The 11,839-nt window shown below is 67.9% G+C and carries 12 protein-coding genes and 2 pseudogenes; 7 read left to right on the top strand and 7 right to left on the bottom strand.

The annotated features are described in order from the left end of the window. Positions 1-122: 122 nt before the first annotated feature. A pseudogene (locus ACZ6D7_RS41725) lies at positions 123-605 on the bottom strand (pyridoxal-phosphate dependent enzyme); the annotation flags it as partial. 63 nt (positions 606-668) lie between these two features. Here ACZ6D7_RS41725 and ACZ6D7_RS41720 point away from each other — a divergent pair. The 4 genes from ACZ6D7_RS41720 to ACZ6D7_RS41705 all read left to right on the top strand — a co-directional run bounded on the left by ACZ6D7_RS41720 (position 669) and on the right by ACZ6D7_RS41705 (position 3,351). Next, positions 669-1,211: a GNAT family N-acetyltransferase gene (locus ACZ6D7_RS41720; RefSeq protein ID WP_469502606.1), complete on the top strand. Its 543-nt coding sequence runs from the start codon at positions 669-671 to the stop codon at positions 1,209-1,211. Positions 1,212-1,683: 472 nt separating this feature from the next. Continuing rightward, positions 1,684-2,088: a hypothetical protein gene (locus ACZ6D7_RS41715; RefSeq protein ID WP_469502603.1), complete on the top strand. Its 405-nt coding sequence runs from the start codon at positions 1,684-1,686 to the stop codon at positions 2,086-2,088. A 71-nt stretch (positions 2,089-2,159) separates the two neighbouring features. Beyond that, positions 2,160-2,435: a hypothetical protein gene (locus tag ACZ6D7_RS41710; protein WP_469502600.1), complete on the top strand. Its 276-nt coding sequence runs from the start codon at positions 2,160-2,162 to the stop codon at positions 2,433-2,435. 349 nt (positions 2,436-2,784) lie between these two features. Then, complete coding sequence (locus ACZ6D7_RS41705; protein ID WP_469502598.1) at positions 2,785-3,351, top strand: SMI1/KNR4 family protein; 567 nt, start codon at positions 2,785-2,787, stop codon at positions 3,349-3,351. A 589-nt stretch (positions 3,352-3,940) separates the two neighbouring features. Here the strand turns inward: ACZ6D7_RS41705 and ACZ6D7_RS41700 are convergent. Continuing rightward, positions 3,941-4,414 (bottom strand): hypothetical protein, encoded by a 474-nt coding sequence (locus ACZ6D7_RS41700; RefSeq protein ID WP_469502595.1) that lies wholly within the window; start codon positions 4,412-4,414, stop codon positions 3,941-3,943. A 215-nt stretch (positions 4,415-4,629) separates the two neighbouring features. On the opposite strand from ACZ6D7_RS41700, the pseudogene ACZ6D7_RS41695 reads away from it, so the two are divergent. After that, a pseudogene (locus tag ACZ6D7_RS41695) lies at positions 4,630-4,776 on the top strand (IS5 family transposase); the annotation flags it as partial. A gap of 393 nt (positions 4,777-5,169) precedes the next feature. Here the strand turns inward: ACZ6D7_RS41695 and ACZ6D7_RS41690 are convergent. Beyond that, positions 5,170-6,285, bottom strand: coding sequence for an FAD-dependent oxidoreductase (locus tag ACZ6D7_RS41690; protein WP_469502592.1), 1,116 nt, complete (start codon positions 6,283-6,285; stop codon positions 5,170-5,172). A 71-nt stretch (positions 6,286-6,356) separates the two neighbouring features. On the opposite strand from ACZ6D7_RS41690, the gene ACZ6D7_RS41685 reads away from it, so the two are divergent. Then, positions 6,357-7,037, top strand: a complete 681-nt coding sequence (locus ACZ6D7_RS41685; protein ID WP_469502590.1) for a TetR/AcrR family transcriptional regulator — start codon at positions 6,357-6,359, stop codon at positions 7,035-7,037. A 73-nt stretch (positions 7,038-7,110) separates the two neighbouring features. On the opposite strand, the gene ACZ6D7_RS41680 is transcribed toward ACZ6D7_RS41685, so the two are convergent. Further along, a complete protein-coding gene (locus ACZ6D7_RS41680; RefSeq protein ID WP_469502586.1) occupies positions 7,111-7,851 on the bottom strand; it encodes a helix-turn-helix domain-containing protein in 741 nt (246 codons plus the stop codon). A gap of 79 nt (positions 7,852-7,930) precedes the next feature. Between ACZ6D7_RS41680 and ACZ6D7_RS41675 the strand changes: the two genes are divergently transcribed. After that, positions 7,931-8,848 carry a LysR family transcriptional regulator gene (locus ACZ6D7_RS41675; protein WP_469502584.1) on the top strand — a complete coding sequence of 306 codons (918 nt, stop codon included), beginning with the start codon at positions 7,931-7,933 and terminating at the stop codon, positions 8,846-8,848. On the opposite strand, the gene ACZ6D7_RS41670 is transcribed toward ACZ6D7_RS41675, so the two are convergent. The 3 genes from ACZ6D7_RS41670 to ACZ6D7_RS41660 all read right to left on the bottom strand — a co-directional run bounded on the left by ACZ6D7_RS41670 (position 8,845) and on the right by ACZ6D7_RS41660 (position 11,761). Then, the gene (locus tag ACZ6D7_RS41670; protein ID WP_469502581.1) at positions 8,845-9,156 is read right to left on the bottom strand and encodes an NIPSNAP family protein; all 312 of its coding nucleotides are present in this window, start codon (positions 9,154-9,156) and stop codon (positions 8,845-8,847) included. The genes ACZ6D7_RS41675 and ACZ6D7_RS41670 overlap by 4 nt on opposite strands. 751 nt (positions 9,157-9,907) lie before the next feature. Then, on the bottom strand, positions 9,908-10,750 hold the full coding sequence (locus ACZ6D7_RS41665; protein WP_469502578.1) for a carbohydrate ABC transporter permease: 843 nt from the start codon (positions 10,748-10,750) through the stop codon (positions 9,908-9,910). A 3-nt stretch (positions 10,751-10,753) separates the two neighbouring features. Beyond that, on the bottom strand, positions 10,754-11,761 hold the full coding sequence (locus ACZ6D7_RS41660; RefSeq protein ID WP_469502575.1) for a carbohydrate ABC transporter permease: 1,008 nt from the start codon (positions 11,759-11,761) through the stop codon (positions 10,754-10,756). Between the last annotated feature and the right edge of the window lie 78 nt (positions 11,762-11,839).

The raw sequence follows: 11,839 nt of genomic DNA, 5'->3' as shown, positions 1-11,839 counted from the left end.
CACGGGCTCGACAGCCTCAGATCCGAACACGTTCTCACTGGTCATCGATGCATCTTCCATGATCGGGAGTTACACCGAACGTCTTACAGTCCCGCTCGAATCCGGAGAGGAGTGAGCACTTGTCAAGACCTGTGGAGGGGAGCCGCACCGACCCAGCGGTGATAGGCGTCTGGATCGCTGCGAGCGCCGAGCGCGGCCCACGGTTCGACGACGAGGCCAGCGTAGGTGAGGAGCATCCGCATACCGGCGGTGATCGACACCTCCTGGACCAGGACGGCGTCGTCAGCGACCAGGAGGAGGGCGTTCAGGACGGCCGGGACGGGGTACCGGCCGGCGACGCCGTCAGCGATGGTGCTGGCCGAGTCGGTGGTGACGACGCGGCGTTGGCGCCAGGAGGGCGTCATCGCCGGTGCGCCCAGCGGCTGGATGCAGATCACCTCGGCTTCGGGTGCCAAGGTCTTCACCACATGCCCCACACCGGTGGCCAGCGCCCCGCCGCCGAGAGCGATCAGGACGGTGTCGAACGCCGGGACGGTGTCCATGAGTTCCAGGCCGATGGTCGCCGCGCCCTCGCAGGTTTCGATGTCCAGGCTGTCTTCGACCAGGGCGTGTATCGAAAGTGTCTGGTGAGGATGGTGGAGAGTCCATTTGTGATCCAGAATTGTTGGATGGTCACGCTTGAGACTCCTCGTTTGATCCTGCGTCGCTGGCGCGAGGAAGACGTTGCACCCATGGCTGCCGTCAATGCCGACCCCGAGGTCATGCGGTGGATCCGTGACGGCAGCGTCCGGGACGAACAGCAGACTCGCAGCGGGGTCCAGGCATGGGAGAGCGAGTGGGAGTCACAGGGCTTCGGCCTGTTCGCCGTGGAGATCCGGTCCACTGGCGAGCTGGCCGGGTTCACCGGCCTTTCGGTGCCCGACTTCTTGCCGGAGGTGCTGCCGGCGGTTGAGGTCGGCTGGCGGCTGGGACGTTCCCACTGGGGGCAGGGCTTGGCCACCGAGGCCGCTGCGGCCGCTGTACGGTTCGGGTTCGAAGAGCGAGGGCTGGAGCGGATCGTCAGCATCACTCAAGTGGGCAACGACGCCTCCGAACGGATCATGACCAAACTGGGGATGCATCTGGTCCGTGAGACCGTCAATCCCACCGGCGGTCGGCGAGTACGGGTGTTCGAGTTGTCGTCGGACCAGTACGTCACAACCACTCGTTGATGGCGGCAACGAGGACGGTAGCCTCGTAGCGGACCGCGAGTTTGTCGTACTTGGTGGCCAGGCTCGATGTCTGTCGAACTTCGGTGGCCGGCCACCCCTGGACCCGCGCTCCTTGCGGTTGCGGACCTGGTCGGCCTTGTCCGGAATGGTGCAGCGGAAACCGCGATGCCGCAGGCAGGGTGCGGCTTGGCGCGAGGGTGGTCGCGCGTGTTGGCTGTCAGGCGCGGGTGCTGGTGCAGAGGATGGTCGGCCCCCATGCCTTCCCCTGGCAGCGCAGCCGGTGACAGAACGACCGGGCCGCGCCCCGCTCTTCGGGCCGCACAGCGCCGGCCGGTGACGGTCCCGGCGGGGTCGGGAAGAGGGCCGTAATCCGATCGAGGCCGAATCGATCACCGCATAGACTCCCCTCGATTCGGCCTGAAGCTACTCGGGGTTTCCAGTGTCGCTGGGTTTAGTGCGGCGCCCTCTCACCGTGGGTGCCGTTGGTGCCGCACTGCTGCTCATGGGCGCCTGCTCGCCCGGATCGGAGACGGGGACCGCTGGCTCCGGGGCATCCACCGGCTCCTCACCCGACGCCTCCCGGGCGGTGCGCCGGCTCAGCGCGGCCGAGCTGGCGGCGGCACTGCCGCAGGACGGGACGCTGCCTGGCTACAGGGCGGTCGGTTCGCCCGAGACAGCCGACGGCGACGAGCCTCAGCCGAAGGTCCGTCCCGCGGCTTGCCGGCCGCTGGAGGAACCCTTCTCGGTACCGGACTCCGCGGCGGCGGCCGCCTGGGTGAACCTGACCCCCGACACATGTGCTCCGCCCACCGAGACACTCATCTTCTCCAGCTACCAGCCGGGCGGTGCGACGGCGTACGTCGCGGCCGTCGAGTAGCGCTCGACGCCTGTGCGACCTACACCCTCGAAGGGACCTACGGCGGCCTGGTCACCGTGGATGTGGAGCGCGTGGCACTCGACGACGCACCGGGGGACGACGCGCTGAGCCTCGTCGCCTCCTGTGGCGCAGTGCTGGTGGACCTTGAGAACCTCGTAGCTCCATGTCGTCTGCTGCTGTGCGGTGTTGGTCCCGCAGGGCAGGCCGAAGTGTTCGGCGATGACGGCAAAGCGCGGGTGTATCTGCCGGAAGTCGGCCTTGACTCCTCACCCCCCATTGGAACCGCATTCCAGCCAGCACCCAGCGCATGTAAAGCAAGCTCCACGACGCCGTATGCCGGTCATTGAGCGTTGTTCATCCTGAACGTGCTGGTCAGGTGGCTTGTGTGAGTTCGTCGTCCGGTGTTCGTGCTGGTGGGTGGCGATTGTCTGGGGCGGAGATCATCTGACGGCACTTCTGGGTGGATTCTGGGCATCCCCGACCGTTCGTTGCCCTCGCAGTTTCTACGGATCTGTCCCGGAGGGGGTGCTGAAGCCGGAAAGTGGCGCGCCGGGAGGATCGCAGCGCGAAGGGCGGAGCTGGACGCAGGGGTCGAAGAACTGTCCCGTCAGCTGGACGAACTTTGCGGGGCAGATCTTCGCCTGCCCATCCGACCTGCCCACGGGCACCCGCCGGAGTTCCGATAGCGTCCGTTTCATGATCGCCCACGATGCCCTCGTCCGACTCTGCCCACCGCCCGCCGACCCGCCGCCCGCGGTGGACTGGGCGCGAGCCGAGCGCGCCCTGGGGACAGCTCTGCCCGCCGACTACAAGCAGCTCGTCGAGACATACGGCGCCGGCATCTTCGACGACACGATCTGGCTGCTCGTCCCCGACTCCGCCTACAGCGACTGCGACCTGCACACGCAGACGACGGAACGGGACGAGATCCTGGCCGACCTGTGGGAGATGGGCGAGGAGAAGCCCGCCAGCCTGCGGGAGGCGGGGGTGCGGGTCCTGCCGTGGGCATTCGAGGAGGGTACGGGGGCGTTCCTGTACTGGCTGGCGCGGCCCGGTCAGCACCCCGACGAGTGGACCGTGCTCTACAACGAGGGGCGCGGCCCACTGTGGGAGCACCACGACCTGGGGTGCCTGGCCTTCCTGCAGGCCGTCCTCACAGGTACGGCGGAAACGGAGTACTTCGGCTACCTCTACGACGAGCTGAAGCCAACGGAGCACCGTTTCGCGACAGCCGACCGGACTCTCGGAAAGTCCCGACGCTGACACCGCCGGACGCTCTTGAGGACCTGGTCCGTCGCTGGCGCACCCAGCTGAGCGGGGTACCTGGCCAGACCGGCCAAGTCACCGTCATCGACCGGGACAAGAGCTCGCCCCTCTCCACCTGCGCGGTCGCCGAGGACCTCCGCCGCCTCTGGGAACGACCTGCCGAGCTCCGCGGTCTCCCCCCTGCCCGGGTCCGTTGGGGTTCCGCCAACTCCGCGTGAAAGCCGCCTGTCCCGTTGGCGTGCCCAGACCGTCCCGGCCTGGGCACGGACGCCCACCCGCTCGAAGAATCGCAGGTCAGCCCACGTCACGAGCCTGGGGAGATCGTGAAACGAGTCGAACCCTCACCGAACACGTCCGCCTGAAACAGCAGCGAGGATAAAGATCAAGCTGAGACTTCCGTCGGTGTGTGCCGGGTGCCGCCGTATCCCGGGGGGGGGGCAGGCCGCAGGTCGCCGGATCGGACTCGCGCTCCCCGGCGCCCGGAGAATGCACACTTCGCCGTGCGGTGGGCCTTCCCGGTCGGCAGCCTGATCCTGTGAGCTGCTTGTCCTGCAGCGCACGTTCTCTGATCAGCCGCCAGGACCTGCTACTCCTTCCATATCTCTACGGCTTCCAGATTGCGGGCCTCACCAGTCGTGCCGAGGGTGAACACATTGCCGGCGACCGGTTTCAACCAGCCCCTGTTCTGAACGTGAGCCCGGCCGTGCACACCCGGAGAGGCGGTGTGAATCTCCACCGCTTCAAGGCGCATCGAACGGCCCGGCTCTCCTACCTGGATGACCTCGCCGCTGGACACGCACCAAAGCCCTTCCCAGCCCAGATCCCGGCGATGGGCCTTGGCGCAGAAGTCGCCGAAACCTGAAATCGTGATCTGCATGGCCTCGATCGGCTGGTTCCTTCCGGTGAAGCCGGCCTGGCCGCCTTGGCACTTCCAGTCCTGCCAGCCGTAGTTGGCGATGTGTGCCTTGTAGCAGACCTTCTCGACCCCCACGGCCTGGGCCGCGCCGCCACTCACCAGCGTGGCGGCAATCGTGGTACCGAGTACCAGGAATGCACTCATTACACGTCGTTGCACAGCAAACCCCCGTGTCAAGCAATCGAAGTGAATGCCCACACCATATCGGACCTTGATCATCTGCGGTTGTGGGGCAACGGTCGGCGCCGGGGTGGGGTGTGGGTGCGAGGAGTCACCGGCTCTGTGAGCCTCCGCTCAGTACTCCGGGACCATCGGCTGGTCCGGGTGCGCAGCCGTGCTTGCTGCAAACGCTTCGTTGACACGCCGCGACCCTCGGCATCGACCTGCAAATCTCCCAGCGCCCGCCCAGGACCAGTGGATTCACCCCGATTCCGAAACGCTGGACGGTCAAGCGAATCTACGGCTGGATCATGTTCCACCGCCGACCGGCCCGCGACTACGAGACTCAGCAACGCACCGACGTTCCTCGGCGCGACCCGCCTCGCCACAGTGATCAGGCTGCACGCCGACGACCCGAAAGCCCTCTACGACGCCGTCACCCGAGCACGAACCACGCCCGAGCCCACCCCGGAAACAGCCCCGCAGCCCTGACGCGGAACCGTGCCCAATAGGGCCGGACAGCATCGCCCTGCCGCTGGAGTCCTCTCGGTTCACTCGGCGTCGGTCTCGTCCTCGTCGCGGCCACCCGCACCCGGCTCGCGCAGTGGGCGCAAGCCGCCGTCCGCTTCGGACAGCCCCTGCTGGAACGAGCCACGCGCGGCAGGGCCATGAAGCTGACCAGCTTTGGCGAACGAGTGGTCGTGTCACGGGCGATGGGAACCGGCAGACCTTGTGGAATCTCAGCTTCCGTCAGGTTGGAAGAATGCGAGCATTTTCTGGCCGGCGTCCGGAGACATCAGCAGTTCCTGGATGTCCGCGGACATCCGGGCGGCAGCGCTGGTGCGTTCGAACATCTCGCGTTCGTATTCTTCGACGGCGGCGGGAAGGTCGTCCGGGTGCGCGGCCAGCGCGAGGCCGAGCAGGGCGCCGTCGAGCAGCGCCATGTTGGCGCCCTCTCCCACGGGCGGCATCAGGTGTGCGGCGTCGCCGAGCAGCGTGACGTCTGGCGTCGACGGCCAGGTCAGGCCGACCGGGAGCGTGGTGATCGACCGCGGCACGATCGTGTCGTCGCAGGCTGCGATCAGTGCGGTGAACCGTGGGTCCCAGCCGCGGAGCAGGTCGATCAGCCTCGCCCGGGCGGCGGCCGGGTCGTCGAACGGGATCCCGCTGGTGGCGAACCAGTCCTCGGTGGTGTTGTAGAAGCTGAGGCCGATGCGTACCCGGCCGTCGCCGTTGCGCTGCGCCGCCAGGGATTGTCCGTTGCCGAGCACCCAGTAGTTGCCGCGCCCGACCATCGCCGCGAGGTCGGGGTAGGTGCGGTCGATGTCGGGAATGCAGAGCTCGACGACGTTCTGGCCGATGTGGGCTGGTCGGGCGTCGGTGAGCAGCGTGCGGACCCGGGAGTTCGCGCCGTCCGCGCCGACCAGCAGGTCGTACGTCGCACTGCCGCCGTCAGCGAAGTGCAGCACGCCGTTGTCGGCGGATTCGAACGCGTGCCGCCAGCGCACCGTGCGTTCAGGAAGAGAGTCCAGCAGCAGGTTGCGCAGATCGGCGCGGTCGACCTCGGGTCGCTCAAGCGGGGCGTCCTCGGGGGTGTCCTCCTGGAGCAGCAGGGTGCCGTCCGGCTCGAGAAGCCGCATGTCCTGGCCTTCACCACGGGCAATCGCGTGGAACTGGTCGAACAGACCGGCCTCGCGCAGCGCCCGCTGGCCGGAGTGGATGTCGAGCATGCCGCCCTGACCGCGCGCACTGCGTGACGATTCACGTTCATACACGACGGAATCCATGCCGTTCACGTGCAGCACACGGGCGAGAGCCAGGCCGCCGAGGCCGGCTCCGACGATGGCGATGGTCATGGCTGCTTCCCCTTCGATACACCGTACTGACCGATACACTGTATCGTCCGATGCAATGTATTGTTAGCAGCATGTTGGTGTGGGAGAGGCCGGAGCCGCCGAATCGACCCGTGCCGGCCCCGTTGAGCCGGGAGCGGATCGTGCGAGCGGCGATCCAGCTGGCCGACGCGGACGGCCTGGACGCGGTGTCGCTGCGCAAGGTGGCCACCGCGCTGGACGTCCGTCCGATGCGGCTGTACGGCTACATCGCCAGCAAGGAGGAGTTGCTCGACCTGATGGTCGACGCCGTCCACGCCGAGATCCGGCCGGTCGGAGACGGCTGGCGGGAGGTGCTCCGGTCTCTTGCCGAAGCCACTCGGCACGCCGCTCACGAGCACGAATGGCTCGCCGATCTCCTGGGGGGCCGACCCCAGCTCGGGCCGCACGCGCTGGCCAGTGGGGAGACCGTGGTGGCCGCACTGGACGGCGTCGACGTGGACGCCGTCATGCCGGTGGTCGCCGCAGTCAACGCGTACGCGATCGGCGCGGTGCGTCGGGAGGTCGCCGAGCGGCGTGCCGAGCGGGCCACCGGGTTGGACGAGAAGCGTTGGCAGGCCTCACTCGGGCCCTATCTGGAGCGGACCTTCGCCACCGGTCGATTCCCCGCGCTGGCCACGGTGGTGCGCGATGCCGCCCACCTGGACGCCGACCACACCTTCCGGATCGGCCTCGACTTCCTGCTCGACGGCATTGAAGCCCGCATCTCAAGGTGACGCGCGGCCGAAGGGCCGGACCGGTAGGCGTCAGCGCCCATGGGCGTGTACCGGGGCCGCGACGGCACCCTTGTCAGATCAGGGTCGGAGAGATGGTCAACTTGCTGACGAGTTGACCGAATTCGGTGCGCTGCCGGGCAGTCAGGGTGGCGTAGAGCGGTGCCTGCAGCTCGGTGGTCAGTCGCTCGGCACGCTGCCATGGGGGGAGCAGGGTCGCGGCTGCGGGGTGTGGTTGTTCCCAGCCGTAGTGGGCTGCCTGCTCGATGCCGAGGTTGATGACCATGGCCGCCTGGGCGGTCAGCCCGCACAGGCGTACGGCGGCCAGGTGGCAGGCGCCGCGGTGCTCTCGTAGCACGTGGATGCGCTGCATGGCCGCACCGACGGGGTCTTCGTCGGGGTAGGGCTGTGCACGCCAGCCGGCGAACAAAGGCAGTGCGTCCGCGTCGGCAGCGTCGATCAGCTGCTGCGCCAGCCGGTTGAAGTGCTCTACGTCGACGTTCCCGGGGATGTGAGTGTGTCCCCACTGCCAGATGGCCTGGGCGTAGCAGGCGGCGGCGTCCCCTGCCGACATCACGGCCCGACCGGCCAGCCAGCCTGCGGAAATCAGGCCGGGGCCGAGGAAACCCTGGACTGCCTGGACCACTGGGACCGGCACCTCGCCGAGCACGCCGAACCGGCCACGGCAGTAGAAGGCGCGCCCTGGAGGGAAACCGGCGCGCAGGCCTATGGCGCTGGTCGCTTCGTCGGACATGAACTCGTCACCGAAGTCATGGATGGGCCGGGCCACCGCGTCGATGCAGTCGAAGATCTCCATGCGCCAAAGATCGTGCACCATGACTCGACAGGACAAGGGGAGGATTCCTCTTGGGACTCTTTAGGTAATCTATCGATTCATGCTGGACATTCGCCGTCTGTACATGCTCAAGACCGTCGTGGCACGCGGCTCCATCTCGGCGGCTGCGCAGTCACTGGACCTGTCCGCCGGGGCCGTGTCCCAACAGCTGTCCGCGCTGCGGCGTGAAGTTGGAGTCGATCTGCTGCGCCCCGACGGACGCACCGTGGCGTTGACCGAGGCGGGACGGGTACTCGTCGAACACGCCGACCGGATCTTCGGCGCCGTGCAGGAGGCCGAGAGCGCCGTCGCCGCGGTCAAGGGCACGGTCGGCGCCACCGCCACCCTCGCCGCGCTGCCGTCGACCGTCGCCCGCATCGTTGCCCCTGCGCTGACCTCACTCGCCTCGCGCCACCCGCAGCTCACCGTCACCTGCCAGTTCACCGACCAGGCGCAACTGCGGGAACTTGCTCTCGGCACCGTCGATGTGGTGCTCGGACAGCGATATCACCACCTGCCCGATGCCACACCCCGGGGCGTCGATGCCTACCGACTGCTCGACGATCCACTGCTGGTCGTCACCGCGGCAGACCGAGGGGGCGAACGACCCGTCTCCCTGCGGGAACTGGCCACCCACAGCCTCGCCGTGCCGCCGCCGACCACGGACTGCGGACAAGCCATCCTGCACGCCTGCCGGCAAGCCGGTTTCACACCGTCAACGCCCTATGTCACCACCGACATCGCGGCCCAACTCACCCTCGCCCGGGCCGGCCTCGCCACCGCGCTCATCCCCCAGACGGCCATCGACCCGACCACGGCCGGAATCCACACCTCGGGTATCGAGGATCACCCGATCCACCGCCTGCTGTTCGCCGCGACGCGTCACACCGACACTGCGAACCCCACGACCACCGCTGTCATCGCCGCGCTGCGCGCAGCCGCTCAGCACGGTCACACCAGGCACCTCCCCTCGACCTAGGACACTCCGTCGAGCGGCCGGAGAAAGCGGCGTTCATACCGCTTGATGCAGCGCGTGCGGCGAGCCAGTTCGAACGCGTCCTGGCACTCCGGGTCAGACACGCTGTCCGTGCGGTACCGCTCGTACGCAGCGAGACTGGGAAATGAGAAGAGAGCGTAGGCGATGTCGCTGTCGCCCTCACTCGGCAGGAAGTAGCCGTGGTGCGTCCCGCCGAAACGGTTGACGAGCCCCACCCAGCGGCGGCCGTATTCCTCGAAGTCCTCCAGCTTGTCGGCGTCGATCTCGTACGTCAGATGAATGGTGATCATGCCTACATGATGCAGCGAGACGGTTCGGACTCGAAGGCGGCCCGCGTGCCGTCGGCGCGCACCTGGCAGACGGGACACGGGGCCGACCTCCCACAGCGGCGATACGGCCGAGAGCGCCAGTTGGCCAAGTCGGTCTTCAGCGGGCCAGGGACCATCCCCGCGCGAGCGGGGATGGTCCCTGGACTGGGCGCGGAAGAGCGGCAACACCCGTACGGCGAAGGCGAAGCCGCGTACCACGTCGGTGATCCGGCGCGACGAGCGCGAACCGATGGGGCTCGGTGCCGCAACCGGCGCGCTGTCGGCCGTTGTGATCGCTGAACTCGTCGCTGAGGTAGGTCCGTCGCGGATGCACGGTGAGCCGGGGTGTTCGGCTGCGGACCCTGGCAGAGGTCGTCGACCATCGCGTGCCGGCGGGAAGACCGGCAGCATCGACGGCACCGAGATCCGAGTCAGGTGCCCGGCTGCCGGACGCAAGGACCGGGACAAGTTCATCTCCGGCAAGAGCAAGCAGAACGCGGTCAGGACCATGGTCGTCACGGATGGCGACGGCCGGCTGCTCTTCTGCAGCCCGGCCCGGCCCGGCACGCAGCTGCGCGGATGTCACTCATGTCCGTCCGTCAGCGCTGGTCAAGCTCCTGGACGGGGGGCCGGGTCGTCGTGAATCCCGGGGCGCGCCGAGGTCCTCGACGCCTCACCGCCCACCATGCACGAGCCCGTCAGTTGGTGAGGCGTGCAAGTTGGCGGCTCTTGCTCAGCCCTTGACGGCAGAGCTGGCGACGCCCTGGACGAACCACCGCTGGAAGAAGGCGAAGACCACCAGGACGGGCAGGACCAGCAGGACGCCGAAGGCCAGGATCTGGCCCCAGTCCGGGGGCTGCTGGCCCTGGAAGACGCTCATCTCCAGCGGCAGCGGGCGTACCGACGGGTCGGAAACCATCAGCACCGGCCACAGGAATGAGCCCCACTGGATGAGGAACGTCAGGATCGCGACCGAGGCGAAGGCCGGCTTCGACATCGGGACGATGATCGCGAAGAAGGTGCGCCAGGGACCTGCGCCGTCGATCCGGGCCGCTTCCTCGATGCTCGGCGGGATCGAGCGGAAGAACGTGTGGAACTGGTAGACGGAGAAGGCGTTGGCGATGAACGGGAGCGCCAGCATGTAGAGGGTGTTGCGCTGGTCGTTGAACATGTAGAAGAGCGGCACGGCCACCGACTCGAACGGGACCAGCATCAGCAGCAGGATGAGCGTGAAGACCGCTTCCCGCCCGCGCCACTTCAGCCGGGACAGCCCGTACGCGGCCATCGAGTTGACGAGCAGGCCGCCCGCCACCACGACGAAGGCCAGCAGCAGCGAGACGCCCATGAAGCGCCAGAAGTGGCCGGTGCTGTCGGAGTCGAGGCTGTCGAGGACGGCGGAGTAGTTGTCGAAGGACAAATGGGTCGGGACGAAGCCGGACAGGCCGTTGAGGACCTCGTCGGACGGCTTGAGGCTGCCCAGGAACAGGTAGATCACCGGCAGCACGAAGATGAAGGCCAGCACGCTGAGTACGGCGTAGTCCATGAAGCGGCGCAGGGGCGTAGGGGTCGTGCCCATGGGTCAGTCCTCGTTTCCGGGCCGGACGACGCGGCGCTGGATGAGCGTCAGGACGACGACGATCAGGAAGAAGACGACGGTGATCGCGGACGCCTGGCCGATGTTGTTCTGGTCGAAGGCGGTGGTGACGGCCTGGTACATCACGGTGCGGGTGGCGTCCTCGTCGAGGCCGCCACCGCGGACGAGGACGTAGACCTGGTCGAAGACCCGGAAGGAGAGCACCGAGGTGAGCATCGCGACGAAGACGAGGGTGCCGCGGATGCCGGGCAGGGTGACGTGGCGGAACTGCTGCCAGCGGGAGGCGCGGTCGAGTTCGGCGGCCTCGTAGAGCTCGCCCGGGATCTGCTGGAGGCCGGCGAGGAGGATGACCATCTGGAAGCCGACGCCCTGCCAGATGGACAGGACGATGATCGAGGCCATCGCGGTGGCGGAGTCGCCGAGCCAGTCGAAGGCGCCCCAGTTGCCGAAGCTCACCGCGTGCAGCGCGGAGTTCAGCATGCCCTGGTCACTGCGGGCGAGGATGAGGCGCCAGATCACGGCGACCAGCGCCATGGGGAAGACGACCGGCATGAAGAAGAGGGACCGGAACAGTCCGATGGCCTTGAGCTTGCGGTTGAGCAGGATGGCCAGGCCGAGTGCCAGGGCCGTCTGCACGGGGACGACGACCACGGCGAACGTCAGGTTGTTGAGCAGGGCACGCAGGAAGGGGCCGGACAGGTCGGGGTCGGTGAACAGCCTTCGGTACTGCTCCAGGCCGAAGAAGGACGGTGCCAGCGGGGAGCCGAGGCGGACGTTGTAGAAGGAGAGCACCACGGCGTAGCCGAACGGCACACCGACGAAGGCGATGAGTCCGACGACGGCGGGGGCGGACATGAGCAGTCCGTGCAGCCAGTCGCGGTTGTTGCGGCCAGGCCGTGCCGATCGCGTCGACCGCGCGGGTTTCACGGATGTCATGGAGGGGGCCTGCTCCGGGCCGGTCGGCGCGGCGTGCGCGGGTTCCACGGATGTCACGGGAGGGTCCTGTTCCCGGCGGGGGGGGGGGGGGGGGGGGCGCCTCCCCCCCACCCTGGCTGTCCCCGGGGTCCTCTC

The sequence above is a fragment of the Streptomyces sp. NPDC041784 genome (assembly GCF_055591025.1).
This window is presented reverse-complemented; position numbering and strand designations above follow the sequence as displayed.